Here is a 15,069-nt window from a genome sequence, read left to right as displayed (position 1 = left end):
TGATCCGTGAACCGGCCGCCCTTGGGCGGCCAACGTCTCTATGGTGGCCCCGTCGGCCCCTCGCGACGCTAGGTCGAAAATCCCGCCAGGGCCGGAAGGCAGCAACGGTATCGATCGACGCGGGCGCCGAGGTCAGCCGGCGGGGCCACCGCCTTTTTGGGCGATGCCCGGCCCGCCCGCGCTTCGCCGGGCATGGCCCGGCGCTACCGACGCTCATCGCTCAGACTCTGGTAGATGCCAACCTTGGTTGGCGCGCCTCGCCATGCATGGCCCGGCGCTACCGGGCACTCGTTCTGATGCATTCCAGGCAGGTGGACTGGCCCATGGCCGTCACGGCGGATCCTGCGCCAGCACGTGCGGCGCCGTCGGGGTCGCCAGCGGCACGCACTGCCCCGGCTGCGCCACGCGGTGCCCACGCGCGGCCAACGCCTGGCCATCGGCCGCGCTGGCGTAGTGGTAGAGCATCATCCGCGACTGCAGCTCGGCGCTGTACTCGCGCTCCAGGTCATCCACGCCGGTGTGCGAAGGATTGCCATGCAGTCCGCAGTCGTGGGCGATCAGTTCGTTGTCGTTGGCAAAGCGCGCCAGCATCTCCGGAATCGGCCGGGTATCGCCGCTCCAGGTCAACGCGCCCTGCAGGCGCAAGCCATAGGCAGTCTCCGGCCAGTGGTGGCGTGCCGGGAACACTTCCAGGCGCACGCCCTCATGCCAGAACGCATCGCCCACCACGACCAGCTGGAAGGCATCCCAGAAGTTGGCGCCGCCTTCGGCCAGCACGTTGGGGTAATCGCCCACGCGCTTGTGCAGCAGCGGCACCACGGTGGCCGGCACGTACAGGCGCACTTTGCCGCGCCGGTGCGTGTTGAAGAAGGTATCCACGAACAGCCGCTCGAAGCCGGCCACGTGGTCCAGGTGCACGTGGGTGACGAACAGCGCCTGCGGCAGGTGCCCGTAGTGCGCCTTGAAGGCGGTCAGGCCCTCGCCACCGCAATCGATGGTCAGCCACGGGCGGCCATCACGCTCGATGACCGACATGGGGGAACCCAGCTCGACCGCCGACGCATTGCCGACGCCGAGAAAACGCAACGACCAGTCCATCAGGTGCCCCGGTTCCAGGCCATGTCATAGGCGCGACGCAGCCGCGCGTAGTCCTTCTGCACGTCTTCCACGCTGCGCTCGCCACGCAGCTTGACCAGCGAACGCAGCAGGCGCTTGAGGTTGCGCTCGCGCCAGGCCGTGGCCGGGATGCGGATGACCCCGCGGTCGAAGTCGATCAGCCAGCCGTGGCCATTGCCATCGAACAGGATGTTGTGGGCGTTGAGGTCGGCATGGTCCAGGCCGGCGCGATGGAAGCGCGCGATCAGCCGGCCCGCCTCTTCCCATGGCGCGCCACGGCCGGCCACCAGCGCGCGGTCGGCCAGCGAGCGCACGCCCTCGATGCGTTCCATCAGGATGGCCGCGCGGTAGCGCATGCCTTCACGCATGTAGAAGGCCGCTACTGGCCGGGGCACCGGCAGCTTCTGCGCGCGCAGGGCGCGCATCAGCCGGAATTCGGCAAAACTGCGGGTACGGTCGGCGCCGCGCCAGATGTACTGGTCCCGGCTGAGCTTGGCTGCCAGGCCGCCGCGCAGGTAGTGGCGCAGCACCCCGGGACCAAAGGAGGCATCGACGAACCAGGCACTGCCCCGCCCGCCTTCACCCACCGGCCGGGCCTTGCTGCCCCAGTGCTGGGGCGAGAACAGGCCGACGTCGGCTTGCCGCAGCCGCTCGCGGTCGAACAGAATGGCCCCGATGCCGCGACCCTCGCGGCATGGCGTCAGCGCTTCATTGGCGTCAAATACGACCATTCCATTGAGTCTAACAACACATGGCATCAGCGTCCTCATCCTTGTGCCTCCTGCGCCTGTCTGCCCTGGGGGATGTCACCCACGTTGTTCCCCTGGTGCGCACCCTGCAGGCCGCGCGCCCGGACACGCCGATCCACTGGATCATCGACAAGGTCGGCCACAAGCTGCTGGATGGCCTGCCCGGCGTGGTGTTCCATGCGTACGACAAGAAGACCGGCATGGCCGGAGTCAAGGAGCTGCGCACGCAGCTGCCGCCGGGCCGCTTCGAAGCGCTGCTGCAGATGCAGGTCGCCTTCCGCGCGAACCTGCTGTCGGCCTTCATTCCGGCCGAGCGCCGCATCGGCTACGACCGCAGCCGTTCCAAGGACCTGCACGGACTGTTCATCAACGAACGTATTCCCGACCGCCCGGGCATCCACGTGCTCGATGCCATCGGCAGCTTCTGCGAACCGCTGGGCCTGCGCCAGACCGAAGTGAGCTGGGATCTGGCCATTCCGCCGTCGGCCTACGAATGGGCGGCAGCGCAGTGGGCCGATGATGGCCGCCCGGTGCTGATGATCTCGCCGTGCTCCAGCCACGTCATGCGCAACTGGTACGCCGACCGCTATGCCGCCGTGGCCAACCATGCCAGCGCGCGTGGCTGGCAGGTGGTGCTGTGTGGCGGCCGCAGCGAACTGGAGCGCAGCATGGCCGATGCCATCCTCACCCAGCTGACGACGCCGGCGCTGGACCTGGTGGGCAGGGATACGCTGAAGCAGCTGCCGGCCCTGCTGGCCCGCGCCAATCTGGTGATGACGCCTGATTCGGGCCCGATGCATATCGCCAACGCGATGGGCGCCAAGGTGCTGGGCCTGCATGCGGCCAGCAACCCGCACCGCAGCGGCCCCTATTCCGACCGGCGCTACTGCGTGGACCGTTACGACGATGCCGCGCGCAAGTACCTGGGCAAGACCGCCGCCGATCTCAAGTGGGGCACCAAGATCGAGTTCGACGATGTGATGGAACTGATCACCGTCGAGGACGGCATCGCCGCCTTCGAGCGCTACGTGTCCGATCACCTCGGCTGAGCGACCGGTGCGGGCCGCCCGTGGCCCGCACCCTCCACGCAGGGCGTGGGATTACTTGTAGGACTTCTCTTCCACGTACGCCGAGCCCAGCGCGAGGTTGATCGCCTTCTTGATGCGCGCGCGCTCGTCGTTGCGCAGGTAGACGCTGCGGGCCAGGTCGACAAACGCCTGGTCGAAGGCCTGCGCCTTTTCCTTCAGGCGGACCTGGTCCTCGATGTCCCACAGCTGCTCGTTGACCGCCTTCAGATCGGCACGCAGCTTGGCGATGTCCTTCACCGCGGCCGGGTGGCCCATCCAGGTGGTATCCAGCGCGGACAGTTCGCGGCGCACGTTGGCCAGCTTGCCTTCATCGCTGATGCGCTCGGACTTGATCTGCAGGATCGAGATCTTGTCCAGCAGCTCGCCGAAGGAAACAGGCACAAGGATTTCAGCGGTCATGGCAGCGCTCCAGCAGGTAATGGCACATGGTAACCCGCAGTGTGCGAACGGCATCCACGCACGGCGTGGATCTACTGACCTGCCGGAGGGCTGTCCCGCGCCAGATCAAAAAAAACGGGCTGCCCTGAGGCAGCCCGTTTCTTTAATCTGGCGGAGAGGGGGGGATTCGAACCCCCGAGGCGCTATAAACGCCTGCCTGATTTCGAGTCAGGTACATTCAACCGCTCTGCCACCTCTCCAGGTGTTCCCCGGCGAACCGGGGACGCGCATCATACGAGGAAGCGCGGCAGACCACAAGCCATTGCGGCCCATCATGTGAAAATTTTCTGACTGAACGCCTTGCCGGATGTCCGCTTGGCCGTGATGATGCCGTTCTCCCCGGCATGACCCCGCCCAGCAACCACCATGATTGAATTCGGACACCTCACCCACCCTGGCCTGCGCCGCGAGCTCAACGAGGACACCTATTACGGTGACAGCGAGCTGGCCCTGTGGCTGGTGGCCGACGGCATGGGCGGGCACGCCTGCGGCGAGGTGGCCAGCGCCCTGGCACGCGAGACCATCGTCCGCGAGATCCGCCGCGGCGCGCCGCTGGCGCACGCCATCCGCACCGCCGATGAAGAGATCATCCGCGCGTCGCGGCGGCGCAACGACACCCTGCCGATGGGCACCACCGTGGTCGCCGCACGCGTGCAGGGCAACCGTTATGAAGTGGCCTGGGTGGGCGACAGCCGCGCCTACCTGTGGCGCGACGGCCAGCTGGCCCAGCTCAGCCAGGACCACAGCGTGGTGCAGGAACTGGTGGCGCAGGGCAACCTGACCGCCGAACAGGCGCGCGCCCACCCGCACCGCAACGTGGTCACCCAGGCCCTGGGCGTGACCGACCCGAACCATCTGAACGTGGCCACCACCAGCGGCGAACTGCGCCCGGGCATGCAGCTGCTGCTGTGCAGCGACGGCCTGACCGAAGACGTCGACGACCGCGACATCGCCCGTACCCTGGCCTACGACGACGCCAGCGCCCAGGAATGCGTGGACAGCCTGGTCGCCTCGGCCCTGGACGGCGGCGGGTCGGACAACATCACGGTGATCCTGGTGCGCTGCCACTGATCCTGACGCTCGCACAGGGCATCTGGAGGAGAGCCCCCTGAGTCAGGGGGCGGACGCGAAGCGGCGGGGGTGTGGGTGGTGATGAGACGGGGCCCGCGATTTGCAGCGCAAATTGTGGGGCGTCAGCGCGAATGCGCTGGCGCGTCATCGGACAACATCACGGTGATCCTGGTGCGCTGCCACTGATCCTGGAGCCGAGCATGGGCTCGGCTCTACAGTAGATCCACGCCATGCGTGGATGACGCGCCGTGGAAGCCGGCCAGCGGCCGGCACTACCACTACTTACGCGCTTGCGGCCTCTTCCACCTTCGGGCCATCCCACAACGCGTGGCCGGCCTTCTTGCGCAGGCGCTCCAGGCGCGCGGTGTGCGCCTCCAGCTCCGATGCCGTGGCCACCACGCGCGGGCGCGGCAGCAGCGTGCTGGTATCGAAGGCCAGCAGCGCGGCACCGTCGGCACCGCTGTCGTCTTCCAGGCCGAAGCCGATCTCTTCCTGCCCCGAGGTCAGCGCGATGTAGACATCGCCCAGGATCTGCGCATCGAGCAGGCCGCCGTGCAGCGCACGGTGCGAGTTGTCCACGCCCAGGCGCCGGCACAGGGCGTCCAGCGAATTGCGCTGGCCGGGGAAGCGCTCGCGCGCCATCGCCAGGGTATCGATCACGGTGCAGCGGTCGGTGATCTTGCCGTACTGCGGCCCCAGCAGGGACAGCTCGTAATCCAGGAAGCCCAGGTCGAACGCCGCGTTGTGGATGATCAGCTCGGCGCCATCGATGAACGCCAGGAACTCATCGGCGATCTGCGCGAACTCGGGCTTGTCGGCCAGGAAATCCAGGCTCAGGCCGGTGACTTCCTGCGCGCCCTGCTCGAAGTCGACGTCGGGCCTGATGTACTGGTGGTAGTTGTTGTTGGTCGGGCGGCGCTTGAACAGCTCCACGCAGCCGATTTCAACGATGCGGTTGCCCTTCTTCCATTCCAGGCCGGTGGTTTCGGTATCGAGGATGATCTGACGCATGGGCTCAGTTTACCGGGCTGCCGTCGCGGATCTGGATCGCGGCATTGCGCGCCAGGGTGTCGACCCGCTCATTGTCCGGGTCGCCGGAGTGGCCCTTCACCCAGCGCCAGTCGATCTGGTGCCGCAGCGTGGCCGCATGCAGGCGCTCCCACAGCTCGCGGTTCTTCACCGGGTCGCCGCCGGCCGTCTTCCAGTTCTTGCGGATCCAGCCCGGCATCCACTGGGTCAGGCCCTGCCGCACGTACTGCGAATCGGTGTAGAGCACGATGTCGCACGGCTCGGTCAGCGTCTCCAGCCCGGAAATGGCTGCCATCAGCTCCATCCGGTTGTTGGTGGTGTGCGCTTCGCCGCCGCTCAGCTCGCGCTCGTGGCCCTTGTAGCGCAGCAGAGCGGCCCAGCCACCGGGGCCGGGATTGCCGAGGCAGGAACCGTCGGTGTGGATTTCAATGGTTTTCAATACAACTCCAGATCAGGTAGCAACGGTGCCGTGCCAGCGCACCGGCAGCGGGGTCGGCCCGGGCAGGGCCAGCGTACGTTTTTCGGCATGGAACAGGCAGGCCGCGCGCAGCGGCGCCCAGCCCGCGCGACGGCGGCTGCCAGCCCCCTGCCACAGCGGGCCCAGGTAGCGGGTGTCATCGCATTCCAGCCCATGGCGGGCCAGCAGCAGGCGCAGCCGCTGCGGCGTGCGCACCACCAGCCCATGCTGGCGCCAGCGGGTGCGGTACGGGCTGAACGGGTTGAGGCTGCTCAGCCACAGCTGGCCGCCGGGCATCAGCACGCGCGAGCACTCATCCAGCAGGTAATCGGCATCGGCGGCGGTCACGTGCTGCAGCACGATGGCGTTGATGCTCTCGTTGGCCAGCGGCAGCGGCAGCGCGCAGCGGGTATCACCGGCATAGCCGGCGCCGTCGCGGTACAGGCGCAGGCCGCGACCACCCAGCTGCGCATCCTCCAGCCAGGATGCCGTGGGGGCGATCCACAGCCAAGGCTGGGACGGCAGGGTGGCCAGCCGTGGCAGCAGCAGCTGGCGCTCGAGCACGCGCAGGGCCGCCGCCGGCTCGCTGTCGAACCACGGCACCAGGCTCGCTTGACGGTGGCTCTGCAGCAGGGGCATGGTCCAATTCTATGCGACTGACTGCCCTGCCCGCATTTGCGGATAACTACATCTGGATGCTGATCGCCGACGATGGCGCCGCCGTGGTCGTCGACCCCGGCGATGCCGCGCCCGTGCTTGCCCTGGCCGACCAAGGCCTGCGCGTGGACACCATCCTGCTGACCCACCACCACGACGACCACATCGGCGGCGTACCCGCGCTGCAGGCGCGTTTTCCCAGCGCGCGGGTCATCGCTCCGGTCGAGGAGCGGATTCCGACGGCCACCGAGCGGGTGGGCGAAGGTGAACGCGTTCAGGCACTAGGCCGGATGTTCCACGTACTATCCGTGCCCGGGCATACCCGCAGCCACATCGCGTTTCACACCGCTGAACATCTTTTCAGCGGAGATTCGTTGTTCAGCCTGGGCTGTGGACGCCTGTTCGAAGGTACGCCGTCCCAGCTGCTGGCGTCGATGCGCAAGCTGGGTACCTTGCCTGTGCAACTGCTGCTTTGTTGCGCCCATGAGTACACCGTGTCAAATGCCGTCTTCGCGCGGCATGTCGACCCCGCCAACGCTGCCCTGTGGCAGCGCCAAGAGGAGGCTTTGGCCATGCGCCGCGATGACCGTTCCACCCTGCCGGTAACCCTGGCCAACGAACTGGACTGCAATCCGTTCCTGCGTGTGCATACCGCGCCGATCCGCGCGGCGGTGTCGGCGCACCTGGGGCGCGATGTCGTTGACGACGTCGATGTCATGGCCGGTCTCCGGCACTGGAAAGACGGCTTCCGCGCATGATGCGCCGAAGTCTGCCGCTGGCCCTGGGCCTTGTCCTGGGGCTGGCCGGAAACGCGGGCGCGCAGTCGCTGGGCGCCGGCATCAGCCAGAACCTGACCGCCGCGTCGGCCGTGCCGATGGACCCGGCCCTGCTGCCGGCCGCGTCGGTCCGCAACGGCCAGGAGATCTTCGCCAGCTTCCGCGAGGGCCTGGCCGAACCGACCTGTGACGCTGACGCAACCAGCCCGCGCTGGCAGAAGCAGTTTGCCCACGCCCCCTCGCGCCTGGCCAACCAGGATGACGATGCGCTGGTGCTGTTCGGCTATGTGGTCGAAGAACTGCGCAAGGCCAGCCTGCCCACCGAATTCGCGCTCATCCCGTTCGTGGAGAGCGGCTACCGCCCCAACGCCCGCAACGGCAGCGGCCCGACCGGCCTGTGGCAGTTCATCGCCACCACCGCGCGCAACCACCGCGTGCCGATGGCCAACGGCTACGACGGCCGCCTCTCGGCGGTCGATTCCACCCAGGCCGCGGTGCGCTACCTGAAGACCCTGCACGGCATGTTCGGCGGCGATTGGCGCCTGGCGACCATGGCCTACAACGCCGGCGAGTACCGCGTGCTGCAGTCGATGCGCAAGGCGGGGATGAACGCGCAGAACGCCAAGCCGGCCGCCCTGCCCGGCCTGTCGCCGGTCACCCATGCCTACGTCGAGAAGCTGCATGCCCTGGCCTGCGTGCTGGAAGACGTGGAAGACAAGCCCAGCGTGATGGCCTCGCTGGACCGCACGGTGCCGGTGCTGAAGGACCACACCCTGCCGGCCGGCACCAGCGTGCAGCAGTGGGCCGCGCAGCGCGCGCTGGACCCGGCACGCATCGCCCGCCTGAACCCGGCCCTGGCCGGCAACGGGCGCCCGTCGGGCACCACCCGCGTACTGGCCCCGGTCGCCGCGGCCTCCGCGCCGGTGGCCGATGTGGCCTCGGTGGCTTCCGCTGCGGGCGCCGTCGCCCCCAGTGCAAGCCTGCAGCCGGCCCCGCAGGTCGCCAAGGTCGTGGCCAGCGCCGCTGACCGCCCGCGCAACCGCCGCCACACCGTGCGCAACGGCGAATCGGCGTGGACCATCGCCCGCCGCTACGGCATGCCGGTCAAGGCGCTGCTGTCGCTGAACGGCCTGAGCGGCAGCGCCGTGCTGAAGCCGGGCGCCGTGCTGCGCATCGAAGACTGATCGCGGCACTCCGCTCTCTGTAGAGGTCGAGCCTGCTCGACCGCTCTTCTGCCCTTCCGCTCTTTGTAGAGTCGAGCTTGCTCGACCGCTCTTCTGCACGACTCTACAAAAACAGTCGAGCAAGCTCGACTCTACATACAGCGGACGCGCCAACAAAAAAGGCCCGGCATTGCCGGGCCTTTTTCGTCCTGCCCGCCGTGTGGCTTACAGGTTCGCTTCGGTGGTCTGCACCAGGAACTTCTTGCGCATCGCATCGATGTAGGCCTTGGCCGCAGCCATGCCGTCGATCTGGCTCAGCTGGTCCTTCAGCTGCTTCTGCTGTTCCGGCGTCACTTCCTTGATGTTGCCCGGGGTGACCTTGTTCACCACGAAGACCAGTGCGTGGCCGTTGACGTCAACCTTGCCGTAGCTCGGCTTGCCTTCGGCCGGCACCGGCGCACCGAAGATGGCGCGGTTGATTTCCGGGGTCGGCACCGGCTGGCTGCGCGGCAGGCCCGGCATCGGGCTGACCTGCAGCTTGTCGCTGGCCACCAGCGACTGCAGGCTGGCACCGCCCTTCAGCTTGGCCAGCAGGGCATCAGCGGCCTTGTCGCTGGCCTGGCGCTGGCGGTCGGCACGGATCGCGGCGATGACCTGCTCGCGGGCCTTGTCCAGCGGCAGCGCCTGTTCCGGGGTGTGCGCGGCCACGCGGATCACGACACTGTGGTTGGTGCTGCCACCCAGGGCGATCGGATCGCTGGACGTACCGTCCTGCACCATCACGTCGGAGAAGGCCGAACGCAGCACCGCCGGGTCAGCAGCGATGCCGCTGGCGGTGGCACGGGTGATCGGGCCCAGGGTCTGCACCGGCAGGTCCACCGACTTGGCCGCGGCAACCAGGTCGCTCGGGCTCTTGTTGATGGCGTCGACCAGACGGCCGGCCAGATCGTTGAAGCCACGCTCGCCGTCGGCCTTCAGCTGTTCGGCGGCCAGCGTGTCACGCACTTCCTCGAACGACTTGCCTTCGCCACCGCGCACGGCCGCGACCTTGATGATGTGGTAGCCGAAGTCGGTCTTGACCGGGCCGATCACGTCACCCGCCTTGGCAGCGAACAGCGCGTCTTCGAACGGCTTGACCATCGCGCCACGCTCGACCCAGCCCAGGTCACCACCCTGGTCCTTGGAACCCGGATCTTCCGAGTTGGCCTTGGCCAGCGCGGCGAAGTCGGCACCGGCCGCCTTGGCTTCGGTCGCCAGCTTGGCGGCCTTGGCTTCGGCACCGTCGCCGGTGATCAGGATGTGCGCGGCCTGGCGCTGTTCCGGGGTCGCGAACTTCGCCTTCTCTTCCTCGTAGCGCTTGCGCAGGGTCGCCTCATCGGCCGGCACCGGCGCCGGCAGGTTGGCACCGTTGAGCTCGACGTATTCCAGCGTGACCGACTCGGCCTGGCGGAAATCCTTGCCGTGGCTGTCATACCACTGCTTGATCTGCGCATCGGTGACCGGCGCGGTATCGGCCGGCACTTCCGGCAGCGCGACCAGCTCGACGTCACGGGTTTCGCCCAGCAGCTTCAGCAGGCGCTCGGTCTCGGCCTGGGTGACGAAGCCGGAGTTCTGCAGGCCGGCCGGGATCACCGACTGCTGCAGGCTGGCACGCACTTCTTCCTGGAACTGCGCCGGGGTACGCGGCGGATTGCCACCGCCCAGCGCCAGCCGGTAGTTGTTTTCATTGAACTTGCCATCGCTGCCGAGGAAGGCCGGGATGGTCAGGATGTAATCGCGCACGGCACCGTCGCCGACAACCACGCCGGCCTGTTCGCCCACCAGGCGCACGACCTGCTCGTCGACAAGCTGGTCAAGCACGGCCAGCTTGTTCTCGGTGCTCTCGAACGCGCGCGGGTCGAAGTTCTCGCCCTGCTGCTGGCGCTCACGCATGCGCTCCTGCTCGAAGCGGGTACGGAAATCCTGCGCGCTGATCTCGTGGTGCTGCCACAGCATGCGCACCGGCCACCACGACGGCGCCGAGCGCCACCAGGTCGGCGGTGCCGAAACCTTGGCCACGTTCTGTGCGCCGACACCACCGAGGTAGCTGTTGTCGATCACGAACAGGAACGGAATCATCAGCAGCCCCAGGATCACGGTGACGATCCAGCCTGAGGTCTTGTCGCGGAGTTTCTGCAGCATGGTGAGGAATCACATGGCCTGATTGGCGAGCCCGGCAGTGTAACCCGCTTCGCGGCCCGCACCAAAAACGGCGCGGAGGCAGGCAGGGCAAGGATCTGCGCCCCATGCGCGCGGTCCACGCCGCGCCTGCGATGGCCGCACGCGCAGCAGCCGGCGCATACTGGGCGGTCATCTGGGCGGCCCGCCCCGGCTGCGGCGCGTCACAGGCACAAGGAGGAATACGTCCATGCGCATCCTGGTCACCGGCGCCTCCGGCTTCGTGGGGGGCGCCCTGCTGCGCCGCCTCGCCGACGTGCCCGGGGTGGAGGCGCTGGGTGTCGCCCGCCGGCCGCTGCCCCTGCCCCACTACGCCGCGCTGGACCTGTCGCAGCCGTTCGAGCTGCCGTTCCGGCCTGACGTGGTGGTCCATGCCGCCGCGCGGGTCGCCCCCTGGGGCAGCCCCGCGCAGTTCCGGCAGCAGAACATGGACACCACCGCGCAGGTGATCGACTTCTGCCGCCGCGCCGGCCATCCGCGCCTGTTGCTGGTGTCCAGCACGGCCGTGTTCTACCGCGAGGCGCACCAGTACGATCTGGACGAAGACAGCCCGATCGGCCCCGCCTTCCTGAATGAATACGCGCGCAGCAAGGCAGCCGCCGAACGCCTGCTGGCCGGCTACGAGGGCCCGTCGTGCATCCTGCGCCCGCGCGCCGTCTTCGGCCCGGGCGATACGGTGCTGCTGCCGCGCCTGCTGGCGGCTGCGCGTCGCGGCGGCGTGCCGCTGCTGGTCAGCCCCGGCGGTCCACCGCAGATGGACCTGATCCACATCGACACCCTGGTGGAGTACCTGCTGCGCGCCGCCCAGGCACCGCAGCTGGGCCCGGCCTACAACCTGACCAGCGCGCAGCCGGTGGACCTGCATGCCCTGCTGCAGCGATTGCTGGCCGCCCTGCAGCTGCCACCGCCGCACCGCCGCGTACCGACCGCCCTGGCCCTGCGCGCCGCCAGCGTGGTCGAAGCCGGTTGGCGCGCCCTGCGCCTGCGCAGCGAGCCGCCGATCACCCGCTTCGGGGTGGCCGCCTTCGCCTATTCAAAGACCTTCAATCCGCAGCGCATGCTGGCCGACCTCGGGCCGCCACGGGTGTCGATGGAAGAGGGTATCGAACGTTTCATCGACGAGCAGCGTGCGCAATGGGCGGCCTGAGCCTGAACGGGGTGCCGCTGGCCAGCCTGGTACTGGCGGCCCTGTACCTGCTGCTGATGGGCCTGAAGGCAGCCGGCGCGCTGCGCATCCTCGGCCAGCGCCCGCCCCGGCCGCAGGCACCGGCCGGGTACGACGGCAGCGGCGTGGCCATCCTGCAGCCCATCCTCGGCGGCGACCCGCTGCTGGCGCAGGTGTTGCAGCACAACCTGCGGGCCCTGCCCGGCGCACATTTCCATTGGCTGCTGGACGACGCCGACAGCATCGGGCTGGCCACCGCCGCGGCGCTGTGCGCGGCGCATCCCGGCCACCACATCACCTGCCTGCGCTGCCCGGCCGCGCCGGAGGGCACCAACCCGAAGACCTTCAAGCTGGATGCCGTGCTGCCGCAGGTGCGCGAGCCGGTGCTGCTGGTGCTGGACGACGACGCGCGCCTGTCAGCGGCGGCGCTGGCGCAGCTGGTCGATGAGCTGGGCGCGGCCGACGCCGATCTGGTCACCGCCCTGCCGTGCTACCGCGACGACGGCGCCGCCGGTGCGCGCTTGATGGCGCAGTTCGTCAACAACAATGCCGTGCTGACCTACCTCGGCCTGCTGCCGTGGCTGGCACCGCTGTCGATCAACGGCATGTGCTACGCGCTGCGCAGCGAGCGACTGCGCGCGCTGGGCGGATTCACCCTGTTGCTGCGGATGCTGGCCGACGATCTGGCGCTGGCCCGCGCCCTGCGCCGGCAGGGTGCGCGCCTGTTCCAGTCCACCGCGCCGGTGGAGGTGCAGACGCATGTGCCCACCCTGCAGCGCTATCGCCAGCAGATGCACCGCTGGATGCTGTTCGCCGTGCTGCTGCTGCGCGATGAATCACCACGCCTGCGCCTGCTGATCGGCGTACTGCATGGTCTTCCGCCGCTGCTGCTGTGGGCGCTGCTGGTACTGGCCGCAGTGCCGCCGATCGGACTGCCGGCCCTCGTGGCCGCGCTGGTCGTGCTGCTGCGCACCTGCCTCCTGTTGCAACTGCAGCGCCGCGCCGGTGGGCGCGCCCGGCATCGCCCGCTGGCCTCGCTGCTGGCCGAACTGCTGCAGCCCCTGCACCTGCTGCACGCCGCCTGCGTACGTCGCATCCGCTGGCGCACCCGGCTGTACCAGGTGCGCGCCAACGATGATTTCCAAGGGGGCTGAGTCGATGCCGGGCGCCCGCACGCCGCTGCAGCTGGCCTTCCTGACCGGGCAGAGCGATCCGGCCCGCTGCGCGCTCAGCCCGCAGCAGCGCGCCTTCGGCCAGGCCCTGCTGGCGCCGGGGCGGGTGCTGCACCCCTGCAATTTTCCTTACGACGCCGCCACGCCCGATCACCAACCGGCCGCACTACTGGCCGCCAGCTGGCACAACACCCGCCATTACCTGCGCTCGCGCCACCCAGGCTTCGCAGCGACCCACGGCCCCGCGCTGGCCCAGCTGCTGCAGGCCGCACCGCACACCCTGCTGCTGGCCGGCAGCTGCGGGCTGGAGCTGCTGGCCAACCTGGAGCTGCCGCCGGCCCTGGCGCAGCGCTGCAGCGTGCTGGCCTACGGGCCGGTGGCGCGCCGTGCACCGCAGGTGGCGCAGCTGCAGGTGCTGGTCGGGCGGCAGGACTGGGTCTCGCGGCTGGGCTGGCGCGGCGCGCGGCAGTGGATCGACAGCGGCCACCTGGACTACCTGCAGCAGCCCGCAGTGCTCGCCATCGCCCGCGGACTTGCTGCGCGCCTGCAGCAGGAACCGGCATGAAGATCGAACTGCTCGCCCCGCCCTACAGCGGCCACCTGCACCCGATCCTCGCCATCGCCCGCCAACTGCAGCCGCAGCATGAGGTGACGGTGCTGAGTACGCCGGGCGCGCAGGCCGCGATCTCCGCCAGCGGACTCAACGGTGGCGTGTTGCTGTCGGCGGACCAGGAAGCGGCGCTGTGGCAGATCGCCAACCCGCCCACGCCGGTCAAGGCCAACCCGCTGCGGCTGCACGCCCAGCTGACCCAGGCGCTGCGCCTGATGGAACAGATGCGGCAGGCGCTGCAGGAGCGCTGGCAGCACGCGCGCCCGGACCTGGTCATTGTTGATTTCACCCTGCCACCGGCAGGCCTGCTGGCAGCCGAGCTCGGCATCCGCTGGTGGACCAGCCTGCCCTCGCCCTGCGTGCTGGACTGCAGTGACGGTCCGCCGCCGTACCTGGGCGGCCTCAGCCCCGCGCGCACTGGCTGGCAGGCGCTGCAGCATGCCTGCGGCCGGCAGCTGACCCGCGTGTTCAAGCGCGGCGTGCACGCGTGGCAGCGCTCGGCCATGCAGCGGCTGGGGGTGCCCTCGATCTATCGCGCCGATGGCAGCGAGCGGGTCTATTCAGATGACTGCATCCTCGCGCTGGGCGTACCGGAACTGGAATTCCCCCGCACCTGGCCACGGGCGCTGCAGTTCATCGGGCCGATGCTGCACACCCCACCCGGCACCCATGCGCCGCCGCCATTCGTGCAGGGTGCGCGGCATCTGCTGGTCACCGCCGGCACCCACCAGGACTGGATCAAACAGCGCCTGGCCGAGGCGGCGGCGACGCTGGCAGCGCTGCATCCGCAGTGGCAGATCCACGTCAGTGATGGGCACGCGGATGAAACGCGCAGCGCGCTGCAGACGCTGCCGAACCTGCACCGGCTGCCCTTCGTCGATTACGCGCGCCACCTGCACCGCTATGACCGGGTGCTGCACCACGGTGGCGCCGGCGTGATGTACCACGCACTGCGCGCGGGCGTGCCGTCGCTGGTATTTCCGCTGGATTACGACCAGTTCGACCACGCCGCTCGCCTGCAGGCCGCAGGCGCGGGGTTGTGGCTACGTGATCTGGACCAGCTGCCGGCGCTGTTCGCGCGCGCGTTGCAGGCCGATGCGTTCCCGGGGCTGGCGGCCCTGCAGGCGTCGGTGCAGCGGCATCTGGGCGCGGAAGCGGTGCTCGACCGCGTCGCATCGCTCGAGTGGTAGCGCCGGGCCACGCCCGGCGTAGATCGACCCCGAAAAAGCAAAATGCCCGCAGGTCCAGGACCGACGGGCATCTTCGTTGACACTTCAAACTCTGCTGGCGGAGCGGACGGGACTCGAACCCGCGACCTCCGGCGTGACAGGCCAGCATTCTAACCAGCTGAACTACCGCTC

General features: G+C 69.0%; 15 protein-coding genes, 1 tRNA gene and 1 other RNA gene. 9 read left to right on the top strand and 8 right to left on the bottom strand.

From position 1 onward, the window contains the following. The first annotated feature begins 49 nt into the window (after window positions 1-49). Window positions 50-146, top strand: an RNA gene (gene ffs / locus AC3WL7_RS10415) — signal recognition particle sRNA small type. Window positions 147-330: 184 nt separating this feature from the next. Here the strand turns inward: ffs and AC3WL7_RS10410 are convergent. Then, on the bottom strand, window positions 331-1,098 hold the full coding sequence (locus AC3WL7_RS10410; protein ID WP_079220827.1) for an MBL fold metallo-hydrolase: 768 nt from the start codon (window positions 1,096-1,098) through the stop codon (window positions 331-333). Next, entirely contained in the window at window positions 1,098-1,847 is a 750-nt protein-coding gene (locus tag AC3WL7_RS10405) for a 3-deoxy-D-manno-octulosonic acid kinase (RefSeq protein WP_200732967.1), read from the bottom strand. The genes AC3WL7_RS10410 and AC3WL7_RS10405 overlap by 1 nt, the downstream gene beginning before the upstream one ends. 20 nt (window positions 1,848-1,867) lie before the next feature. On the opposite strand from AC3WL7_RS10405, the gene AC3WL7_RS10400 reads away from it, so the two are divergent. Beyond that, window positions 1,868-2,914, top strand: coding sequence for a glycosyltransferase family 9 protein (locus AC3WL7_RS10400; protein WP_492750203.1), 1,047 nt, complete (start codon window positions 1,868-1,870; stop codon window positions 2,912-2,914). A gap of 51 nt (window positions 2,915-2,965) precedes the next feature. Here the strand turns inward: AC3WL7_RS10400 and AC3WL7_RS10395 are convergent, their stop codons facing one another. Together AC3WL7_RS10395 and AC3WL7_RS10390 are read right to left on the bottom strand one after the other, a co-directional pair. Next, entirely contained in the window at window positions 2,966-3,352 is a 387-nt protein-coding gene (locus AC3WL7_RS10395) for a DUF6165 family protein (protein WP_492750202.1), read from the bottom strand. Between the two features lie 148 nt (window positions 3,353-3,500). Next, window positions 3,501-3,591 (bottom strand) — tRNA-Ser (locus tag AC3WL7_RS10390). 166 nt (window positions 3,592-3,757) lie between these two features. Between AC3WL7_RS10390 and AC3WL7_RS10385 the strand changes: the two genes are divergently transcribed. Beyond that, a complete protein-coding gene (locus AC3WL7_RS10385; RefSeq protein WP_079220824.1) occupies window positions 3,758-4,462 on the top strand; it encodes a PP2C family protein-serine/threonine phosphatase in 705 nt (234 codons plus the stop codon). A gap of 282 nt (window positions 4,463-4,744) precedes the next feature. On the opposite strand, the gene dnaQ is transcribed toward AC3WL7_RS10385, so the two are convergent. From dnaQ to AC3WL7_RS10370, 3 genes are read right to left on the bottom strand one after another with little or no spacing between them, the layout of a single operon-like run. Next, window positions 4,745-5,473, bottom strand: a complete 729-nt coding sequence (gene dnaQ / locus AC3WL7_RS10380) for a DNA polymerase III subunit epsilon (RefSeq protein WP_079220823.1) — start codon at window positions 5,471-5,473, stop codon at window positions 4,745-4,747. Window positions 5,474-5,477: 4 nt separating this feature from the next. Next, complete coding sequence (gene rnhA, locus AC3WL7_RS10375) at window positions 5,478-5,930, bottom strand: ribonuclease HI (protein WP_079220822.1); 453 nt, start codon at window positions 5,928-5,930, stop codon at window positions 5,478-5,480. Window positions 5,931-5,942: 12 nt separating this feature from the next. After that, window positions 5,943-6,587 carry a hypothetical protein gene (locus AC3WL7_RS10370; protein WP_492750201.1) on the bottom strand — a complete coding sequence of 215 codons (645 nt, stop codon included), beginning with the start codon at window positions 6,585-6,587 and terminating at the stop codon, window positions 5,943-5,945. Window positions 6,588-6,598: 11 nt separating this feature from the next. On the opposite strand from AC3WL7_RS10370, the gene gloB reads away from it, so the two are divergent. Together gloB and AC3WL7_RS10360 are read left to right on the top strand one after the other, a co-directional pair. Continuing rightward, window positions 6,599-7,363, top strand: a complete 765-nt coding sequence (gloB, locus tag AC3WL7_RS10365; protein ID WP_283220660.1) for a hydroxyacylglutathione hydrolase — start codon at window positions 6,599-6,601, stop codon at window positions 7,361-7,363. Beyond that, complete coding sequence (locus AC3WL7_RS10360; protein WP_492750200.1) at window positions 7,360-8,565, top strand: lytic transglycosylase domain-containing protein; 1,206 nt, start codon at window positions 7,360-7,362, stop codon at window positions 8,563-8,565. The genes gloB and AC3WL7_RS10360 overlap by 4 nt, the downstream gene beginning before the upstream one ends. 204 nt (window positions 8,566-8,769) lie before the next feature. Here AC3WL7_RS10360 and AC3WL7_RS10355 read toward each other — a convergent pair whose 3' ends face one another. Beyond that, on the bottom strand, window positions 8,770-10,725 hold the full coding sequence (locus AC3WL7_RS10355; protein ID WP_492750199.1) for a peptidyl-prolyl cis-trans isomerase: 1,956 nt from the start codon (window positions 10,723-10,725) through the stop codon (window positions 8,770-8,772). Between the two features lie 226 nt (window positions 10,726-10,951). Here AC3WL7_RS10355 and AC3WL7_RS10350 point away from each other — a divergent pair, with 226 nt between their 5' ends. The 4 genes from AC3WL7_RS10350 to AC3WL7_RS10335 are packed head-to-tail and all read left to right on the top strand — an operon-like array spanning window position 10,952 to window position 14,898. Beyond that, a complete protein-coding gene (locus AC3WL7_RS10350; protein WP_492750198.1) occupies window positions 10,952-11,908 on the top strand; it encodes an NAD-dependent epimerase/dehydratase family protein in 957 nt (318 codons plus the stop codon). After that, window positions 11,896-13,080, top strand: a complete 1,185-nt coding sequence (locus AC3WL7_RS10345; protein WP_492750197.1) for a glycosyltransferase family 21 protein — start codon at window positions 11,896-11,898, stop codon at window positions 13,078-13,080. Before AC3WL7_RS10350 ends, AC3WL7_RS10345 begins: the two co-directional genes overlap by 13 nt. Beyond that, window positions 13,061-13,663 carry a hypothetical protein gene (locus AC3WL7_RS10340; protein WP_492750196.1) on the top strand — a complete coding sequence of 201 codons (603 nt, stop codon included), beginning with the start codon at window positions 13,061-13,063 and terminating at the stop codon, window positions 13,661-13,663. The genes AC3WL7_RS10345 and AC3WL7_RS10340 overlap by 20 nt, the downstream gene beginning before the upstream one ends. Continuing rightward, the gene (locus AC3WL7_RS10335; protein ID WP_492750195.1) at window positions 13,660-14,898 is read left to right on the top strand and encodes a glycosyltransferase; all 1,239 of its coding nucleotides are present in this window, start codon (window positions 13,660-13,662) and stop codon (window positions 14,896-14,898) included. The genes AC3WL7_RS10340 and AC3WL7_RS10335 overlap by 4 nt, the downstream gene beginning before the upstream one ends. The last annotated feature ends 171 nt before the right edge of the window (window positions 14,899-15,069 follow it).

The organism is Stenotrophomonas sp. FW305-3-2-15-E-LB1 (genome assembly GCF_058787375.1).
The sequence above is the reverse complement of the archived record's forward strand: the minus strand, read 5'-3'. Positions and strand labels throughout refer to the sequence as shown.

Coding starts and splice junctions, on each gene's coding strand:
- AC3WL7_RS10410 (WP_079220827.1), bottom strand. CDS start 1,098: ATGGACTGGTCGTTGCGTTTTCTCGGCGTCGGCAATGCGTCGGCGGTC.
- AC3WL7_RS10405 (WP_200732967.1), bottom strand. CDS start 1,847: ATGGTCGTATTTGACGCCAATGAAGCGCTGACGCCATGCCGCGAGGGT.
- AC3WL7_RS10400 (WP_492750203.1), top strand. CDS start 1,868: ATGGCATCAGCGTCCTCATCCTTGTGCCTCCTGCGCCTGTCTGCCCTG.
- AC3WL7_RS10395 (WP_492750202.1), bottom strand. CDS start 3,352: ATGACCGCTGAAATCCTTGTGCCTGTTTCCTTCGGCGAGCTGCTGGAC.
- AC3WL7_RS10385 (WP_079220824.1), top strand. CDS start 3,758: ATGATTGAATTCGGACACCTCACCCACCCTGGCCTGCGCCGCGAGCTC.
- dnaQ (WP_079220823.1), bottom strand. CDS start 5,473: ATGCGTCAGATCATCCTCGATACCGAAACCACCGGCCTGGAATGGAAG.
- AC3WL7_RS10370 (WP_492750201.1), bottom strand. CDS start 6,587: ATGCCCCTGCTGCAGAGCCACCGTCAAGCGAGCCTGGTGCCGTGGTTC.
- gloB (WP_283220660.1), top strand. CDS start 6,599: ATGCGACTGACTGCCCTGCCCGCATTTGCGGATAACTACATCTGGATG.
- AC3WL7_RS10360 (WP_492750200.1), top strand. CDS start 7,360: ATGATGCGCCGAAGTCTGCCGCTGGCCCTGGGCCTTGTCCTGGGGCTG.
- AC3WL7_RS10355 (WP_492750199.1), bottom strand. CDS start 10,725: ATGCTGCAGAAACTCCGCGACAAGACCTCAGGCTGGATCGTCACCGTG.
- AC3WL7_RS10350 (WP_492750198.1), top strand. CDS start 10,952: ATGCGCATCCTGGTCACCGGCGCCTCCGGCTTCGTGGGGGGCGCCCTG.
- AC3WL7_RS10345 (WP_492750197.1), top strand. CDS start 11,896: ATGGGCGGCCTGAGCCTGAACGGGGTGCCGCTGGCCAGCCTGGTACTG.
- AC3WL7_RS10340 (WP_492750196.1), top strand. CDS start 13,061: ATGATTTCCAAGGGGGCTGAGTCGATGCCGGGCGCCCGCACGCCGCTG.
- AC3WL7_RS10335 (WP_492750195.1), top strand. CDS start 13,660: ATGAAGATCGAACTGCTCGCCCCGCCCTACAGCGGCCACCTGCACCCG.